The organism is Mesorhizobium sp. M0048, assembly GCF_040323405.1.
GTDB lineage: Bacteria > Pseudomonadota > Alphaproteobacteria > Rhizobiales > Rhizobiaceae > Mesorhizobium.
Genome location: NZ_JAMYUV010000047.1, coordinates 26,650 through 44,145, shown reverse-complemented (window position 1 = coordinate 44,145; position 17,496 = coordinate 26,650). Strand labels below are relative to the sequence as shown.

Sequence of the window (17,496 nt, the reverse complement as noted above, 5' to 3'; positions counted from 1 at the left end):
AATGCTCTTCCCATCGTCCACCTCCATCGAGGTGGATGTTGAATCAGCACAAAACGCAGCCGTCACATCACAATCGATTCATCGATCACAGGACGTGCTCTAGTTCGCGCGCGGCCTCTGAGCAGCAGGGGTGGAAGCGTCGATCCGAAGATCGTCGAACCACGGCAGCCAGTCGTCGGACCGCTGACATGCGTTGACGGACGGCAGTATCGGAATGTTCTTCTCCCAAACGGTGACGTTACGCTCTGCTGCATGGTTTGAACGGCGCCATATTGGGCAATCTTCTGCGCGACGAATACGAAGATCTTTTTGAAGGGCCAGTTTTTAGCGAAATCGCCGATCGCATGAATGGGACGGATGGTTTTCTGCTTTGCAGGATGTGCGAATATGCCCATGCAAAGGCGTCCCCATGCTGATTGGGGGCCGGCGAACCGCCTGAAAGCGGGGCCGGAGCGAATGTCGATCCTCTTGAGACTGCATAGGCGGGCCGCCTCCATCTGCCTCGCGTGAATCCGGTCGATGGAGTCTAGTCCCCTATTTTTACGCGGATTCGACAGATCCTGTGGTCGCATCTCCCAGCACCAAGCTGTCTGGTAAACTTTTATTGGCCTAGGAGGAGAACCGGCTTGGTCTGGTCCCACATACAGATTGTAATATCCTCCGCAGTCGGCTTTCGAGACCCTGATCCTCATTCAGGCAGAGTTGCTCGAGACGCTTCAGAAGCGGTCCGAAAGCGGTCCCGACATCGAACAACGCCGATCCTCGCCGCTCCGCCGCTCGCTCGCTACAGCGCTGTTGAGGCGCGCTCGCGAGCGGCTTCGCTACCGCCGAGCTACACTACGAGCCGGGGCACGATGTGGTTCGTGTCGCTGCCGAAGCGGCCGGCAACACGTTAGCATGCTGCTGCATGGCAGAAGCGCCTGTCACCCATGAGCCGGTGCTAGCGCTGAGCTTGATAGAATTGGCAGGGCGTTTCGCCGGGTACAAGCAGGTGCGTCAACTACCAAATACCGTAGTATCGACGCTTCCCCGAAAACTCTAGAACTGAGTTCGTTCCAACGCATAGACGAGAGATATCGCCATGCAGAGCAACGTGACTACGGTGGAGGTTCCGAAGGCGTCAGTGCAGTTGAGCTGCCGCGCGAGTCCGGTCTCCCTCTTGGCGCGGGCCTTTTTGAGGAGCGGGTCGGCATTACGAACACATTCCTGGGAGGTCACGACCGTCCAAAGTTCCGCCTGGACCGTTCCGATCTTCAGTGAAACTAAAAACAACCGCAACCGACCAAACGCATTTAATCACTTGCTCGTTGAACGCGGAACGACATGCAGAGGGACCCTGAAATGAACAGCGACGTTTTTGCAGCTCATGAGTCTAACGTTCGTCGCTATGGGCGATCGTTTCCCGCGGTCTTTACGAGAGCCCTTGGGGCGACAATCTGGGACGAGGCCGGCAACCCATATATCGATTTCCTCGTAGGGTCGGGCGCCCTCAACTACGGACACAACAACCCGAATATTATTGCACCGGCAATCGAATATCTCGTCGGCGAGAACATTCTTCTGTCGCTCGACATGTATACTGCTGCGAAGCGTGACTTTATTGAAGCGTTTGTTGATTCGATCCTGAAGCCCAGAGGCCTCTCTTACAAAATACAATTTCCTGGGCCGACCGGCACAAACGCAAACGAGGCGGCGCTGGCCCTGGCGCGAAAATATACCGGCCGTCCGAGCGTAATGGCCTTCTCGAACGCGTTCCATGGCATGTCGCTTGGCTCTCTGGCGGTATCGGGTTCGGCGTCAACTAGGGATCTGGGCGGCGTCGCTCGCCACGATGTGATCCGTGTCCCTTATGACGGATATCCGAACCAAGATTTCGATTCCGCGGGCTACATAGACTTGGTATTGGGCGACCCAGGGAGCGGCATAGAAAAGCCCGCCGCAATCATCCTGGAGACCATCCAGGCAGAAGGCGGCATGAACGCCGCATCTGCAGCTTGGCTTACAGAAATTCAGCGGATTTGCCGTAAGCACGGCGTGGTTTTGATCGTCGACGACATTCAGGCAGGTTCGGGAAGAACGGGCGATTTCTTCTCGTTCGAGTTCGCGAAAATCGAACCCGACATCGTGTGCCTGTCGAAGTCCCTAAGCGGTTCAGGTAGTCCGTTCTCGATTGTTCTCATTCGCCCCGAAATAGACATATGGAAACCCGGAGAACATAGCGGGACTTTCAGAGGCAACAATCTCGCCTTTGTGACTGCGCGGGCCATGTGCAAGATGTGGTGCGATAGGCAGTTTACTGCTGGCGTCGAGCAGACAGCCGCCAAACTGCAAAGGCACCTCGATGGCCTCGTTGCGAAATTTCCCAAGTGCATCGAACAAAAGCGCGGCCGCAGTCTGATGGCCGGCCTCAAGTGCCGTTCGCAGGCCGTTGTCGGCCGTGTGCACGATGTCGCATTCGAAAATGGCCTGCTGATCGAATCTTCAGGACCAAATCGCGACGTCATCAAAGTCCTCCCACCGATAACCATCACCGATGACGAACTCGATCATGGCATCGCCATCCTTGATCACGCACTAAAGGAGCAAGCCAATGGAGACTAATCAAGTATCCCAAGCCCCAGCCATCTCGCCTGTCGAGATCAGAGAACGAACCGGCTCGATCAGCACTACGGAGATCATCTCAGTCCTGAAAGGTGAAATCACCGCTCTGCACATCAGGCAAGCTTTCAGCACCGTAATAGCCGAGGAGATCACCGCGAACTTCAGTGGCAGTCCCGGTCTCAAGGAGCGTAGGGATGGCGTCCCCGGACAATATGTCGGCGCATCCCACTACAGGAAGGATGCAGCCACCTATTTCGCAGAGGCGGAAACTGCGCGACCGTACGTCGACGCCCTTTTTGAGAATCTGGTTGATCCGGTCAGAGCATTGTTCGACGCGTTGAAACGCGACCTTCGCAAACAGGGCATTGAATTGCGGCTGGCCCGTTCGGAGCACGGTCAGGCTAATGTTTGTCGCGCTCTCAGTTGGTCTGGCAGCGGCACGTTCTCCTTGGACCCCCACGACGACGTCGCTCAAGTGTTATGTGCTGGGTACGATTACGAGCTTTCTGCGGTGGCGCACAACACCGTCGCAGCACTCAACTTCTATCCCAGCATGCCCGAGGAAGGTGGCAATCTGCGGCTCTGGAGCCACAAGCCGACAGTCACCGACCGCAAGTCTCAAGGTGTGGAGACTACGGGCTATCCCTATTCGGCAGCCTATCTCGAGGGCGTTCCTTGTCGCGACTTCCAGCTCAGGGCGGGTGATATCGGCCTGATCGATGGCGGTTTCGTTCACGGGGTCACCGGTCAATCAGGCAACGGAAAGCGTCGCCTAGTGCTGAACAGCTTTTTCGGGTTTGCTCGCCCGGATCTTGTTCTCTGGTGGACCTGAAGTTGGACGTCGTAACGACTGACCGGCTTCCGGGCAGGAGAAGACAAGTTGCGCGGACGCGACCGCGTCGGGTGGGCCTTCATCTTCGCGGCTGCCGACTACAATCTGGTGCGATTGCCGGAGCTGCTGGCGGTGCCGACATGACCGCGCCCGCGGGTTGCCAACTGATTGGCCGCTGGCGAATCATCGAAGCCGATCTGTGGGATCGCGGCTATCTCAACCTCGGTGGACCCGCAACCATCACCATCGGAGCCGACAGCAACGGCGAGATCGCCTTTGGCGCCCTGCAAGCCGGCCTAGATCTGAGCTACGGCCCTTCGATAGTTCACTTCACATGGGGCGGATGTGACGAGATGGACGAAGTCACAGGCGATGGCCATGCCGAATTGCTCGACGAATCTCGATCGAGATCACGTTCGCCTAGCACGATCCGATGTCTTGCAAATAGCGCCGAGCTTTCGCGGGCACCGACTCTGGAAGACACACCCTTGAGGCGGATTGGCTGCCGAGGGAATTTCGCCCGACAGCCGAATGCGGATGTTCTGGGTGCCGTCGAGGTTGGGGACCGCGGAAAGAAGTGCCTCCCTATAGGAGTGGTTTGGTCTTTCGAATACGCGCTCTGATGGCCTCAGCGCTTATACCGCCTGCTGATCGGCGAAAGGGCCAAGGATAGCTCGACCGACGTTGCCTGGCAGAACCTGCCCGAGAAAGAACACGAGCAGGCTGAGCACGAAGAGGGTCACCAACGAATAGGCAAAGCGCCGGCCAGGAAGCGGTTCATCATGTCTCCCTGAATGCATCGCGTTGGGCAGCGGACCGGCTCGTACCGGTCCGCCGAACCGACCTCATACGATTCCCGCACCATGAAGGAACAGTTGCCCCATGGCCGTTGGCTGGACGCCGACGACGCCCTTCTTCGTCGCGGTCAGGTGATCGAAGAAGTAGCCGAAGAGCATGGGCGTTTCTTGATGCAGTAGCCGCTGGATCTTTCCTGCATTCTCCCGCTGCGTATCCAGGTCGAACGAGGCGATGTAACTTTTAACGAGCGTGTCATATTCCTCGTTTTGGAAGTTCGCCGCATTCCAGGTGCCGGTGCTCGTCAGTAGTGCCGTGAGAAGGACATTCGGCACCCCTCGGTGACCCCAGTCGGCTATGGCCATTTCTGCGTCGAGCCAAGGCGACTTTCCAGGGACCACATCGCCAAAAAAGGCGTTTCGGTCCATGATGTTCAGCTTGAGGTCGATGCCAATTTCTTTCACCCAGCTCTGGATGAGCTGCGCATAGGCCGGAATTTCCAGAGTCTGCGGAGCAGTAAGCGTCGCCTGAAGGCCCTTGTCAAACCCCGCCGCCTTCATCAGCTCTCTTGCCTTTTGGATGTCCTGTGTGCGCTGCGGGACCGACGGATCGGTCGAGGGATAGATCGACGCGAAGGGGCTGTCGTTGCCAGCGATCGCTCGGCCCTTCATCAGGCCTTTCACCAGTTTCACGCGATCGAGACTCAGCGCCACAGCTTGGCGGACACGCGCATCTTTGAACGGGCCCATGTGACAGTGCATATGGACTGCCTGATTAGCGGCTGACTTAACGCTGATAATGTCGAAACTCGGGTCGCTTAGCAGTCCCACGCCGGCAAGTGCGGGCAGCGTGTTGATGATATCAACCTGTCCAGCCTGAAGCGCGAGGATTTGGGGCTGGATGTCCTGGTAGAAGATGAACTCTGTCTTGGCCGGCAGCGCCTTAGGCCCCCAGTAATCTTCATTGCGCACAAAACTCGCGCCGACGTTCCGAGTGTACTTCTCGATCTTGAAAGGACCGGTGCCGTCCCAGGTTTTCTCAAAGTCCCCGGAATAATTCGCCGGCAGGATGATGGCATTGTAGTTGTCTGACGACACCATATAGGGGAAATTCCCGTTCGGACCGTCGAGATGGAACTCGACGCTGTAGTCGTCCACCTTCCTGGCGCCGCCCTTCTGCAGGATTCCTTTGAACACCGAGAGCGCGTTTGAGGAATTCTTCGGATCGGCCAGCCGGTCCATGGTGGCAACGACATCTTCCGCCTTCATCTCGCCGCCAGATTGGAATTTGACGCCTTTGCGCAACGTGAAGGTCCAGACAGTGCCGTCCTGATTGGGCTTCCAGCTTGTCGCGAGGCCAGGCTTTAGCACAAGGTCCGGCCCGTCCACGCAAAGGAACTCGCCGACCTGCTGAAACATCAATATTGCGCCGTAGCTGCCCGTCAGGACGGGGTCAATCGCGGCTTCCGGCGCGGCGCACGCAATCCGAATGGTGGCACCTGGCTCAACATTGGCCCGCGCTACAGAAGGTGCTGCGCCGAAGCCAGCTGCCAATGCAACCCGCCCAAGAAACGGGAGTGACAGGCCAAGCAAACTGCCGTGCCGCAGAAGGGCGCGACGACTCACACGGCCATCGACATAGCCATCGATCAGATGGTTTTCGACAGGGGTGAGAGTGGAGCGAAGTTCGTCGAGCAAGTTAGCGTTTCGTATCATAGCAGTTCCCCTTGTTTCCCAATACTGAATGTTCACCTGCATTCCGGCGCACTCGGAGCGGCACCCGGGGTTACCACCGGGCACTTTCGTCATGGTCTCGGCTTTGTACGGCCGGTGCCAACCCAATCAGGCCCACCGAGTAGTCAATGCCGTCAGGTATGGACGACCATGAGAGGCTCCGGGTCAAATACAGTTTTGCTATCCTTGCGATCTAGTACCGAGATGGAGTGCAGGCTGGCACGCGTTAGCCAGCATACCTGGGTAGCGCGTCCCTGCGCGCCACACTCCAATTCATAGCACTTCGGCACCGTGTCAGGTCTTCTCACCTAAAGCCCTGGCCTTTAATGAGATTTTACGAACTGTCGGGGATAGTGCGTCCGAACTCGCTGTGTCTGATCTAGAGAAAGCCGGCAATCTGGGCCGGTACGCTTGAGCGATCAACCGCGCGGCCGACGAGGTAAGTTGCAGGCTTGAAAAACGGCGTCGTCAGCCCCAAGGGCACCGCCGACCCCAAAAGGCGTTCATCGCGCGGGGTTGGGGCTGGCTCCGGGGCATCAGCGAAGGCTTTCCGGGTATGGTTCAAATTCTGCTCGACGAGATGCTGTCGTCGGCCAATCACTCGGCCTCTTCCCTGGCTTCACCCGCGGCGCAGTATGAATTGGACCAAAAGATTCTTCCGTGGCGAATTTATAGGGGCCATGGCGTGACCGCCTCGTACCGGCACCGATCTCGGCCCTGCTGTCGACCCATGCAGAGCCAATCGGCGACGGCAGCCAAATCAAAGGTACCAAGTTCTTGATCTCGTCCGGGGATCGGGATTTCGCGTCTCGTACTCTCCGTCCGACGCGCCCCGGGCGTAAAAGGCGCGACTTTGCTTTTTTCCGAAACTCCTGGTCAACAATGACATATCGCTTGGCGAATGGAACAACATGTCCGCAGTTCCCTCGAACGTAAGATGGGCATCGATGGTCAACCCACCTGCGTGATGAACGACAACGGCTCAATTGCTTGGCACGCCGGCGAGCCGGGACTCAGTCTGAATGCTATGTTGACTATGACTAATGCCGAGCGTCTCTTGGTCGGCATCCAGTGCCTTGGCATTGCCGAGGCCAAGCTCGCCGGTGTGGTCGCACGACGTCGCGGTTAGTTAGTGCGCGTCCATAAAGGCCGGTTTTTCTGAGGTTCAAGGTTCGTTTGGCCGCGCAACCGGTGCTGCTTGGCAGCGCGTGACGGCACGAGGCGTGCAGATCGCGAGCGAGAGCATTTGCAGCGAGCCCACTGAGCGCGCCCCGATGAGTGGTGTCAGACCGGTTTGAGGCGGGTGAAGGGTGCGCGATTGTACGCCACCACAGAGGACCAGACATAGCTTGAAGTGGCCGAGCCCGCGCCAGGTGCAGCGCCCTAAGCCGTAGGCATGTTTCAAGCAGGAGTTGCCGGCCTCGATGCCGGCGCGGAAGTTGCGAAGCTTGCGATAGACCCAATTGCTTTTGACCATGTCTCCGACCTACGCCGCTCTTCTTGTGGAAGGCCATGTCGCGCAAACCGCAGGCCTTGGCCCGGCGAGCAAGAACCGCTCGCTGTCGGCCGGGTTTCCGGCTTCAATGACGAGGTCAAGAATCAGCCCGCTTCGCCCGGTGGTCAAATTGAGCTTGTGGCCATAATCGACGTCGCGGCTGCCCTTGACGAATGATGTCGGCAGCGGCTCGAACAAGCTGACCAGCTTGTCGCCGGCCTGCACCGCCTCGCCGGCCAGGACCCGCCGCTCTGTCTGGGCGATGATCTGTTCAATCAGCGGCCGGTAGTGGCGGATCTGCGCCTGCCACAGTTCGCCGGCCGGCCGCCCCGCCAGGGGCAACTGCCCCGCCGCCTGCTCGACATAGGCCAGGGTTTTTTTGCGGGTGATCTTGAGCAGCTCGCGGTAGTGCTTGACCTGTTTGGGGCGGCCGCGGGCATACTTGATCGTCCGGGCCCGCCTCTTCGCCGCGCGGCAATGATCGTGCCATAGGATGGCGCTGCCAAGTGCATCCGCCTGCTGCAATAAGCGCACCATCACCCGCACGGCGTCCACAATAGGCTGCTGTCGCTCGGCTCGTGGACCAGCGCCGCGTGACGGTGCCGTCGAGCCGCATAACGCTGCCGGTTTCGACCCCGTGCTGGCGGGCGCTCGTCAGCAGCACTCGATTGAAGTTCCCAGGTTTCGGCCCGTATGGCGCTGATCGTCTTATGCAGCACCGACTTCTTCGGGCTCCACCCCCACGGCAGCCCGGCAAAGGCCCGGAACGAGGCAGAGTCTTCCAGATGGAAGGCCGTTTCCTGATAACTCAACTGGTGGGATTGCTTAAGCAGTGCGTAGCGCAGCACTGCTTCCGCCGGCAGGCCCGCGCGACCGGTTTCGTTGACCCCATGCCAGCGCAGGTCCCGCGTTTTAAGGTCCAACAGGTCCCGATGCTCGTCCAGCCACTGCGACATCGCGCTGAGCTCACGGCCGATCTCGTGTTCGGCGCTTCGTGTGTGCGGTGCACTGAATGGACATAGCAACCGAACGGTTGGAATCCCACGGTGCTTCCACCGGGAATGAGGCCGGTCGTCGAAGGAGAGTGCGGGAGGCTGCCGTACTTCCCTGCAAGGCACCGGCGGAATAGAGCAGGACCAGGCGCCGCACAGTCCGCCCACGCCATCAATTCGGCGATTGTGGCTGCGAGGTCGTTTTCGCGCATGTTGCAAGGGAACTCTTTGATCGAAACCCCATTCACCTTGTCAACGATACTGCCCGTTTCGCGCATGAACTCAAACTTCACGAAGCGATCTGACGGTCTTCAGCTTTTTGAGAAGAAGACCGGCATAGCCAAACCGGAAGTTTGTTCTGCAACGCCAAAAGCGCACGTGTACCGCAGTAATAGGCATCTCCTCGCATCCAATCTGCCCTTGATCCGTCCGCGCTTCTTGATCCCTTGTCCTACCTACCGCTTCCGTGGCGTGGTGGACATCCAGGTCGATGCATGTGCGCCAGCGCTTCATCAGAGTTGGTCGATCCCCCACTCTGTTTGAAGGCGCTTCCTGCGTGTGAGAAATGTTACCTAATGGCAGCGTGGTTGGCGTCTCGCCGGCAAGGTCGCGGGACTCGCGCGCATCGAGTCCCGGCCCGCCCCGTCCATTCCGGCTCTTCTCGTGGCACCCGGAGCGCCTGGGCGGGGTAGCTCCAGACATCATAGCCGAAAGTCTAGTTGAGGTGCGCGGAACGTTCCGGACTCATGCCAACAAACATGTTGGCGAGCGTCGTGACATCGGCAACACTAAGGCCAGTATCGCTTCGCACGGCATCCGCCGCGACCGGGAAGGCGGTGCATTCGAATACGAACGCCCCGATATCCGGGTTCGCGTCGAGGAGCTTTCTGGCCGCAACCCTCACGTCCCTAGTTAGGATTGAGACGTCGATGTTCGGAGTGGCGTTGGCAAACTCGTACCACAGCTCGCTTCCCTCGATCCCGCCCACAGCCACGCTGATATCTTTCGAAGACCAGCCTGCGCAGACAAAGTGGTTCTCCGTCAGCTTGGGTGCGTCGTAAGTGAGAAGGCCTATCTTCGACCCCCGCTTCAGCGTCCGTGCGACGAAAGGCACCAGCAGCAGGCTCGACATCGCAACTGGAATCGAGACCCCCTCAGCCACTGCCGCCTGATAGAGGCCGGTGAAGCCGCAGTTAGAAACGATTGCGGATACACCCTGACGTTCCAACTCTCGCGCGGCGGCTACGTAACCGGCTTCCAACGACTTGTCCCCATCGATGACGTTTCGGGTGAACGCCCCCGGAACCTGCCTGCGTTTGACCGGAAACGGGAACGTACCTGGTCCTGCCATGAAGCCCGGAAGCTCGACGGGCTTTGTCTCCAGTTCAAGAATACCCAGTACCCTGTCTGTCATAGTGGCGTGGCCCCTTTGCTATCGATCAACATACGGCGTCGAGGTGCCCAAGTGCCGCGCATCTCGCCGCCGCTCTGGGAGCAATGCCTGTCCGGCTGCCCCCCATTTCATCGCGGAATACGTCATTGTACGGCTTGCCCAGTTTATTTGACGACGAGCGTCCGTGGCGTGTGGGTCAAGGGCTCGTACCCCATCTCGGTGACGGCAAAGGGCTGTGTGATGGTGACGGACTGATCACCGAGCCAGAGGCCTGTCATCATGTGGAAGCACATCCCCGGCCGGAGAACCGTCTTCTCTTCCCTGCGTATGCTTGCGGTGCGCTCGGCGACTGTCGGCGGATATCCGATACCGAGCGGATAGCCGATCCGCTGGTCTTTCTCGATCGCGTTCCGCGCCAGCACCTTGTGAAACGCTCCAAAGACTTCGGAACACACCTGGCCGGGACGCACGCTGTCAAGTCCGGCATTCAACGCCTCAATGGCGATGTCCGCGAGCTTCACATACTCTGTAGACGGCTTTCCGAGGTACACCGTACGGCTCACGTTGATCTGATAGCGGCGGCGTGTACCATGGACCTCGAAGTTGATAACCGTGTTTTTGGACAGCTGCTTGTCAGTCCAGGTAGAGTGGGGGGCAAGGGCCCGATCGCCTATGCAAAGATGCACGACAGATGAGTTATAGGTTCCCCCGAACTCGGGGGTGCCGGAAATTTCTTGATGGTAAGCGGCCGCCGCTAGGTCGCACTCGCGGACGCCCGGCTCAGCGGTCTCGATGACGCGCTTAATGACGGCATCGCCAATGAGGCCCGCCTGTCGCATGAACACAAGTTCGGCAGGACTCTTCACCAGACGGATCCAATTGACAAGGAGGTCGGCGTCTTCGAACCGGGCCTGGGGGAGCGCCTTGACCAGGTCGGCGTGGGCACGTGCGGAATAATAGTAGCCACCCATCTCGACGCCGATGGCGGTCTTCTCTCCGCCGAGTTCCTGGACAATTTTTGCGACATACTCGTACGCAGAGCGCTCGGTGGAGTTCACGTAGCTATCGGGAAAGCCCCGAATGCTATCGTCAGAAAGATAGGTCGTGATCCTCGAAGAGGCTGCGTCCATGCCGCGAGTGATCATGATGGGCTCATCGCGGTCCAGAGCCACAATTGCCATCTGTGGCGTGTAGAATGAGTAGGCGTCATATCCGGTGAGATAGTTTTGATTTGGCGGCTCCGAAATGAGCAGGATATCGAGCCCGCGCTTGGACATCTCGGCCTTAACGGCGGCGAGTCTCGCGGCGTATTCCGCCCGTTCGAAGTGAAGAATTCTTTCCATCTTCGGTTCCCCTAACCGATTCTTCCCGCCTGCCCGGCGGCGGCGGCGTTGCGATTGTGTTGAGCGCCCGGCTGCACCAGGCGGCAGTCTCTACCGTCCTGGTCCTCGCGACGCGGCCGCCAAGCCGAGCATAGAGGTGCCTGCTCGCATAAAAACTGCGTATGAGGCCCCTATAGTGCCGCGCTTCACGATTTCGGGAGATGGCGTGCAGCAAATGTGCGAGCCGGGAGGCGATTTTCTTCAAACGTCGACAAACAACGTCACGAGGGGGTCTGGTCCCACCTGACGCGACCTGTGACCGTGGATCGCGCAGTCAAATTTCGCTCCCTCCGGGAGCAGATTCTCGGCGAAGAGGTAGTCTCCAGGTTTGAAGGTTCGCGAACTCCCATCCTGAAGGGTGATCTCCATCTGGCCTTGGAGGACCACCAACCAAAGGGGGCGATCCGAACAGTGGAAATCGAAGGTGAAGCCGACCGGACTGTAGCGGAACTGGGAAGCCTTGCACGGAGCGAGGGGCGTCTTTAGAATCTGCGGAGTTCCCTCGGAAAGTTCCAAGCTTTCCTCGCGGAAGCGGCTCCGTCCACTTTCGTCAGTGTAGAGAATAGATTTAGTAAGATGGTTCATTGTTTGCGCCCCTCGATGACCCAGCGACCGGATGCAGGCAAGCCGGAGCAGCTGACTGGGATCCGTGGCAGGTTTAATCACGACCCTGATTGTAGTCAGGTGCGGCGCTGGAAAGGTGTGGCATCCGAAGGCGCGGGATTCGAAATCCTGCGCCAAAATCTCGATAGGATTCGAAATTATCCACTGGAGCCGGAATCCCCCGTCGTGCCTGGATACGTCCGCGGTCCGATCGCCACCCGCAGGCAGCACTAGTCAATGGCAACGAGCGATCAGAGTTAGCGCGATCCCTGCGACGCGGAGACTCGCATGCCGCGGTTCCCAACGGAATCCTTCAACAACCATGCTGGCAGCGCAGTCTTTCTGCTGCGGCGGGGCGTCTTTCAGTCGAAACCGCACCCGGGGATGAGATACTTTCGACAATGCGGTTCGGCTGGACGCAAGTCGAGAGCCGGGCACCGCCCAAAGGCGGTCAACTATTATGACGCGGGTGAGATGAAGGTTCTATGTTTGTGGCATGCCACACAGCAGGAGGTCGAGAATATCAAGACGGCGTTGCCGGCGGGAACCGAAGTGGTCGTGCCGGCGCCGGCCGACTATCTGTCCCGCTATGAGACCACTTACGCCGATCTCGAGCCTCATGCCCGCGACGCAGACGCCTTCATCGGTTGGACGGTGCCCACCGGCATCCTCGAAATTGCTGAGAAGCTGAAAATCCTGTCATGGCTGCATGTGGGCGTTGATGACCTGAGGCAGATAGGTGCCTTTTCGCTGCTCGCCCAACGCGAGTCGAAACTCGCCAATATCGCTGGAGCGAATGCTATCGCAATCGCCGAGCAGGGCATGATGCTGATGCTCGCCCTCGCGAAGAATGCCATCATCAAGCATCAGATGGCGGTGGACGGTCGTTCTTCATTTCCCGTTTGGGGTGATGAAAGCCGGTCGGCGATGCTTCAAGGACGTACGGTTGGGGTGATCGGCGTCGGCGGCATCGGCGGCCGTGTCGCAAAGCACGCCAAGGCGTTCGATATGAACGTTCTAGGAGTACGTCGAAACAAGGAGCAAAAAGCGGAAGGCGTTGATACCATGTACGGGCCGGAGGAACTGCATGCCGTTCTGACACAGAGCGACTATGTGGTCCTTGCCGCCCCAAATACCAGAGAAACAACCGACCTCTTCGGTAGAGCCGAACTGGCAGCGATGAAGCCGAGTGCGTTCTTGGTCAACGTTGGTCGCGCGGCAACGATTCAGGAAAGGCCGCTATATGAAGCGCTTACCTCAGGGCGCTTGCGCGGTTTCGGCACGGATGTTTGGTGGCGGTATGAGTTCGGCAGAACGTTTCCAATCGGATGGGGCTCTCGGCTAGAGATTCAGAGGCTCCCGAACGTTATTTGCTCTACCCGCGAAGCCCATAACGCGGATGATGTGCTGGAGCGGTCTATCGAATGGGGCATCCAGAACCTTATCGAATTTGCCGCAGGGCAGCAGCTGACACGGGAGGTAAATCTGGAAGAGGGCTACTAGGTCCGCGCATACGCGAGCGCTGGTCGATAAATTGGAACTCATACCAGACCAGCAATTCGAGTTCCACTTGCTTCGGCCCGCTCTCTGCACGGTCCCCGCGATGGGACACATCTCCATTTGCCCGACGCGGCTCACCGTGTGGGGCGGTACCAACTAACCATAAGGAGAATGGGAAATGAAAAGACGCACATTTCTGAAACTCGCCACCGCGACCACGATGAGCACGCTGGCTGCGCCTTACGTCCATGCCCAAGACAAAAAATTCGCGGGTATCACCCTCCGTTTCGGCGGATGGGGTGGATTGTACGACGAAACGATTCAGAAGTACGTAGCTGCGCCGCTTGAGGAACGGACGGGACTGAAAGTCGAGATTACCGCCGGCACACAATCTGCCGACTTGGTCAAGCTCGTCGCGAATAAAGAGAACCCTCCTTTCGATGTGTACCAGGCCGACAGCGCATACATGGTGGAGGCACTGAAAGCTGACCTCATCCAAAAAGTAACGGAAGCCGAGGTCCCAAACATCAAACGCATCCTTCCCGGATTTCGCGAGTACGGTGAGTATGGGGTGCCATACAGCATTTTCACGTACATACCCATATACAACTCGCAGCTGGTCGAAAAGCCACTAACTACATACACCGACATAACCAGACCTGATCTTAAGGGCCGTCTCACTCTTCCGGCTGCGACTTTCGACACTTGGAACCTATACTTGTTGGGGCTAGCAGAGGAGAATGGTGGTTCAATCTCCAATATGGAGCCAGCGTACACTTTGTTGGAGCAAGCGAAATCAAACATCCTTGCTTTGGCACAGAGTACAGTTGCGATGGTCCAGATGTTCGAAAACGAAGAGGCTGCGGCCGGCGTTATCTCAGATGCCCGTGGGCACGAACTGCGCTCGAAGGGAAAACCGATCGTTAGCGTGTATCCGCCGCTGGGTATCTACGGGGCAACGTCCTACATGAATGTTGTCAAAAGTGCGCAGCATCCGGAGGCAGCATTCGCATTCATGAACCAAATGCTTTCCGACGAAGGCATGCTTGGGCTCCCTCGAACGCTGAGGCTCGGGGTAACGACTGACGTAAAACTTCCGGATGACATCGCGAAAGACCTGACATTCAACTCATCGGAGCGGGTCGCCCTGAAAAAGAAAGTCGACTGGGAGAAGTGGATGGCCGACCGCGGCGCGCGGATCGAGCGCATCAACAAAATCCTCCGCGGCTAGGGCCGTTGCCTTTAGATGCAGCAGGGATTCGCGCGACCGCAGAAGCCCTGCATGCCACGGACTAACAGAACATTGCAGGGAAAGCTATGTATCCACCTTCAAAGCAAAGCCGAAAACTCCCTGCGGCACTTTTGCTGGCCCCAATGGTCCTGCTACTAGCCGGATTCTTGATAGTGCCTGTGACCGGTGTACTTCGCTCCAGCTTCCTCAATGGCGACTACCTTCTTGAAGGTGGTGGGTTTACACTAAGACACTATTTTCGATTCTTCTCGGATTCCTATTATTCGTCCATTTTATGGGAGACATTTGTCGACGGCTTCGTGGTGAGCCTGATCTGCTTGGTGATCGGCTTTCCGACGGGATATTCCCTTGCCCGACTGCCACCCTTGGCGCGAAGATGGCGTACAATCATCGTCATCATGCCCTTGACGCTGAGCCTGGTTGTTATCGTGTTCGGTTGGCTCATCGTTCTCGGGCGCAACGGGCTTCTGAACTCGCTCTTGCTGAGTCTTGGTATCATCTCGACTCCGCAGACGATGCTATTCACGCGGCCGGCAGTGATCCTAGTACTTGTCCAGCAGTTTCTGCCGTTCATGATCCTTTCTGTCATGAGCGTTATCACGCAGATTGATCCAGTTCTGGAACAGGCCGCGTCCAACTTGCGGGCCAATCGGTTTGTTACATTCCGGCGGGTTATCCTTCCGCTCGCGATGCCGGGGATCCTTGTCGGATTAAATCTCGTATTCGTGCTATCGATTTCAGCGTTCATAACGCCTCGTTTAATCGGTGGTAACCGTGTCCCCATGCTGGGCAGCCTGATCTACGAGCGCATCATGTCGGAATTCAACTGGCCCTCTGGCGCAGCGATGGCCTTCATCCTCTTCGTCGCCGGCCTCGGCTTCACAGCGGCTTTCAACGCGCTAGCAGCATCGCGCTTTGTTATGGGTGGCCGTCGCCATGCACAATGATTTCACAGATTACGTCATGAAGGTGGCCGGAGCAGTGATACGTGCACTCGTGTATACAATGCTCGCACTGCCTGCGGTTCTGGTGATCATTTCGTCATTCACCAGCGGGGAAACGATGAATTTCCCCCCCCCCGGCTTCTCCCTGCGATGGTACCAGCGGGCGTTTGAAAGCGAACCTTTCATGACGGCACTTTGGACCAGCACCTACGTCGCGGTCATCGTCGCGTTCCTTGCGCTGGCGATCGGATTTGCCGCCGCATTTGCCATCAACCGGTTTGCCTTCCCTGGAAAGGGACTGCTGCAGGCGCTTGCATTCTCGCCGTTGATCGTTCCCGCAGTTGTCTTGGGCATCGGCCTCCTGTATCTCTTTTCTTGGATGCGTATTGCACAGACGATGCTGCCGCTTCTCGTCGGCCATCTCGTTCTCGCAATCCCATACGTTGTCAGAACTATTCTTGCGAGCCTCTCGTTACATAACCGGGTGCTTGAGGAAGCCGCGATGAATCTGCGGGCGACACCGCTGCAGGTGGTCCGCCGGATTACGCTGCCACTCATTCTCCCGGGATTGCTGTCGGCTGCGATCTTCGCGTTCGTGACTTCGTTCGGAAACGTCACGGTATCTGTATTCCTCACATACGGCGGCAACGTAACATTGCCCGTTCAGCTGTTCACCTATTTGGATAACAGCTACGACCCGCTTGTTGCGTCAGTGTCGAGCATAATGATTTTTGTCACGTTGGCAGTCATTTTAACAATCGAGCGTTTGATCGGCGCCGAACGACTCGCCTAAGAAAAACAAGGGGTAGCGCCTGTGTCAAGCAATCTTGAAAACCGCCCGAATGACGCGGGCGACTATGTCGTCGAACTGCAATCCGTGTCACGGCACTACGGAGACGCGATCGCTGTTGCGGACGTCTCACTAGGCATGACACGGGGGGAGCTGGTCTGTCTGCTCGGTCCATCCGGCTGCGGCAAGACGACGACACTTCGCATGGTGGCCGGCTTTGTCGAGCCGACCTCCGGCACTGTTCGCATCAACAACATGGACATGACGCACCAGCCACCGTACCGGCGCGATACGGGAATGGTGTTCCAGAGCTACGCGCTTTTCCCACACATGACTGTGGCGGAAAACATCGCTTTCGGTCTGGAGAACCTGAAGTGGAACCGCGCCGACCGGGACAAACGGGTAAGCGAGATGCTCAAACTGATCGAGCTTCCCCACCTCGCCGAGCGGTTCCCGGCGCAGCTCTCCGGCGGACAACAGCAGCGTATTGCGCTTGCCCGCGCTTTGGCGATGCGCCCAGCAGTCCTGCTGCTGGACGAGCCGTTCTCCAACCTTGACGCTCAGCTCAGGGTGCGCATGCGCGAGGAGTTGCGAGAAGTCATTCGTGGGGTCGACGTCACCACCTTGTTCGTGACCCACGACCAGGAGGAAGCACTGACAATGTCCGACCGGATCGTCGTCATGAATGCGGGAAGGATCGAACAGATCGGGTCACCTGGCGACATATACGAAAGTCCAGAAAGCACATTCGTCGCAAAGTTCATCGGTTGGTGCGCTGTCGTGGAAGGCACTGTCGATTCGACTGGTAACTTCATGTCGAAATCGGGCATAAACCTGTCGGGTTCCTGGCAACCTGGCTCGGCGAGTGCCATAGTTCGACCCGAGCAGGTCCGCATATCGTCGGAAGGGGCATTTGGAACCCCCGCGCAGGGAAGGGTCGTTGAATCTCATTATTATGGGGGTGCCACCCGAGTCATCCTTGAAGTCAACGGGGAGCATCTAATGATGCACGAACGCTTCCCGTTCGGTCGCCATCCCAAGCCCGGCGAAACCCTGAGCATCACTCTAAATACGAGCGAAATCCGCGTTGTGCCGACGCCCGGCACGCCCCGCTGATTTTTGCGACGTGCTAGGGCCTGTTGATATTCATGATTGAACGAAGCCGCTGACGCGTCATTTGGTGC

General features: G+C 58.0%; 12 protein-coding genes and 2 pseudogenes. 8 read left to right on the top strand and 6 right to left on the bottom strand.

The features are described from left to right. Nucleotides 1–62 precede the first annotated feature (62 nt). A complete protein-coding gene (locus tag NKJ84_RS26820; protein ID WP_352508932.1) occupies nucleotides 63–395 on the bottom strand; it encodes a hypothetical protein in 333 nt (110 codons plus the stop codon). A gap of 946 nt (nucleotides 396–1,341) precedes the next feature. On the opposite strand from NKJ84_RS26820, the gene ectB reads away from it, so the two are divergent. Continuing rightward, nucleotides 1,342–2,601 carry a diaminobutyrate--2-oxoglutarate transaminase gene (gene ectB / locus NKJ84_RS26815; RefSeq protein ID WP_352508931.1) on the top strand — a complete coding sequence of 420 codons (1,260 nt, stop codon included), beginning with the start codon at nucleotides 1,342–1,344 and terminating at the stop codon, nucleotides 2,599–2,601. After that, nucleotides 2,591–3,433, top strand: a complete 843-nt coding sequence (locus NKJ84_RS26810) for a 2OG-Fe(II)-dependent halogenase WelO5 family protein (RefSeq protein ID WP_352508930.1) — start codon at nucleotides 2,591–2,593, stop codon at nucleotides 3,431–3,433. Before ectB ends, NKJ84_RS26810 begins: the two co-directional genes overlap by 11 nt. 428 nt (nucleotides 3,434–3,861) lie before the next feature. Here NKJ84_RS26810 and NKJ84_RS26805 read toward each other — a convergent pair. Together NKJ84_RS26805 and NKJ84_RS26800 are read right to left on the bottom strand one after the other, a co-directional pair. Further along, nucleotides 3,862–4,059: pseudogene (locus NKJ84_RS26805) on the bottom strand (oligopeptide/dipeptide ABC transporter ATP-binding protein); the annotation flags it as partial. A gap of 219 nt (nucleotides 4,060–4,278) precedes the next feature. Continuing rightward, nucleotides 4,279–5,943, bottom strand: coding sequence for an ABC transporter substrate-binding protein (locus NKJ84_RS26800; RefSeq protein ID WP_352508934.1), 1,665 nt, complete (start codon nucleotides 5,941–5,943; stop codon nucleotides 4,279–4,281). 919 nt (nucleotides 5,944–6,862) lie between these two features. Here NKJ84_RS26800 and NKJ84_RS26795 point away from each other — a divergent pair. Next, the gene (locus tag NKJ84_RS26795) at nucleotides 6,863–7,090 is read left to right on the top strand and encodes a hypothetical protein (protein WP_352508929.1); all 228 of its coding nucleotides are present in this window, start codon (nucleotides 6,863–6,865) and stop codon (nucleotides 7,088–7,090) included. A gap of 155 nt (nucleotides 7,091–7,245) precedes the next feature. On the opposite strand, the pseudogene NKJ84_RS26790 reads toward NKJ84_RS26795, so the two are convergent. The 3 genes and pseudogenes from NKJ84_RS26790 to NKJ84_RS26780 all read right to left on the bottom strand — a co-directional run bounded on the left by NKJ84_RS26790 (nucleotide 7,246) and on the right by NKJ84_RS26780 (nucleotide 11,184). After that, nucleotides 7,246–8,481 (bottom strand): annotated as a pseudogene (locus NKJ84_RS26790) (transposase). A 682-nt stretch (nucleotides 8,482–9,163) separates the two neighbouring features. Further along, nucleotides 9,164–9,862 (bottom strand): aspartate/glutamate racemase family protein, encoded by a 699-nt coding sequence (locus tag NKJ84_RS26785; RefSeq protein ID WP_352508928.1) that lies wholly within the window; start codon nucleotides 9,860–9,862, stop codon nucleotides 9,164–9,166. Between the two features lie 143 nt (nucleotides 9,863–10,005). Then, complete coding sequence (locus NKJ84_RS26780; RefSeq protein ID WP_352508927.1) at nucleotides 10,006–11,184, bottom strand: M24 family metallopeptidase; 1,179 nt, start codon at nucleotides 11,182–11,184, stop codon at nucleotides 10,006–10,008. Between the two features lie 930 nt (nucleotides 11,185–12,114). Here NKJ84_RS26780 and NKJ84_RS26775 point away from each other — a divergent pair. The 5 genes from NKJ84_RS26775 (at nucleotide 12,115) to NKJ84_RS26755 (ending at nucleotide 17,428) form a co-directional block, all read left to right on the top strand. Next, the gene (locus NKJ84_RS26775; RefSeq protein WP_352508926.1) at nucleotides 12,115–13,329 is read left to right on the top strand and encodes an NAD(P)-dependent oxidoreductase; all 1,215 of its coding nucleotides are present in this window, start codon (nucleotides 12,115–12,117) and stop codon (nucleotides 13,327–13,329) included. Between the two features lie 175 nt (nucleotides 13,330–13,504). Beyond that, nucleotides 13,505–14,557, top strand: a complete 1,053-nt coding sequence (locus NKJ84_RS26770; RefSeq protein ID WP_352508925.1) for an ABC transporter substrate-binding protein — start codon at nucleotides 13,505–13,507, stop codon at nucleotides 14,555–14,557. A gap of 173 nt (nucleotides 14,558–14,730) precedes the next feature. Beyond that, the gene (locus NKJ84_RS26765; RefSeq protein ID WP_352508924.1) at nucleotides 14,731–15,525 is read left to right on the top strand and encodes an ABC transporter permease; all 795 of its coding nucleotides are present in this window, start codon (nucleotides 14,731–14,733) and stop codon (nucleotides 15,523–15,525) included. Then, complete coding sequence (locus NKJ84_RS26760; RefSeq protein ID WP_352508923.1) at nucleotides 15,515–16,315, top strand: ABC transporter permease; 801 nt, start codon at nucleotides 15,515–15,517, stop codon at nucleotides 16,313–16,315. The genes NKJ84_RS26765 and NKJ84_RS26760 overlap by 11 nt, the downstream gene beginning before the upstream one ends. 21 nt (nucleotides 16,316–16,336) lie before the next feature. Further along, nucleotides 16,337–17,428: an ABC transporter ATP-binding protein gene (locus NKJ84_RS26755; RefSeq protein ID WP_352508922.1), complete on the top strand. Its 1,092-nt coding sequence runs from the start codon at nucleotides 16,337–16,339 to the stop codon at nucleotides 17,426–17,428. Nucleotides 17,429–17,496: the final 68 nt, after the last annotated feature.

Excerpts from the sequence above, each read along its gene's own strand:
- NKJ84_RS26820 (WP_352508932.1), bottom strand. The coding sequence starts at position 395 with ATGGGCATATTCGCACATCCTGCAAAGCAGAAAACCATCCGTCCCATT.
- ectB (WP_352508931.1), top strand. The coding sequence starts at position 1,342 with ATGAACAGCGACGTTTTTGCAGCTCATGAGTCTAACGTTCGTCGCTAT.
- NKJ84_RS26810 (WP_352508930.1), top strand. The coding sequence starts at position 2,591 with ATGGAGACTAATCAAGTATCCCAAGCCCCAGCCATCTCGCCTGTCGAG.
- NKJ84_RS26800 (WP_352508934.1), bottom strand. The coding sequence starts at position 5,943 with ATGATACGAAACGCTAACTTGCTCGACGAACTTCGCTCCACTCTCACC.
- NKJ84_RS26795 (WP_352508929.1), top strand. The coding sequence starts at position 6,863 with ATGGAACAACATGTCCGCAGTTCCCTCGAACGTAAGATGGGCATCGAT.
- NKJ84_RS26785 (WP_352508928.1), bottom strand. The coding sequence starts at position 9,862 with ATGACAGACAGGGTACTGGGTATTCTTGAACTGGAGACAAAGCCCGTC.
- NKJ84_RS26780 (WP_352508927.1), bottom strand. The coding sequence starts at position 11,184 with ATGGAAAGAATTCTTCACTTCGAACGGGCGGAATACGCCGCGAGACTC.
- NKJ84_RS26775 (WP_352508926.1), top strand. The coding sequence starts at position 12,115 with ATGCCGCGGTTCCCAACGGAATCCTTCAACAACCATGCTGGCAGCGCA.
- NKJ84_RS26770 (WP_352508925.1), top strand. The coding sequence starts at position 13,505 with ATGAAAAGACGCACATTTCTGAAACTCGCCACCGCGACCACGATGAGC.
- NKJ84_RS26760 (WP_352508923.1), top strand. The coding sequence starts at position 15,515 with ATGCACAATGATTTCACAGATTACGTCATGAAGGTGGCCGGAGCAGTG.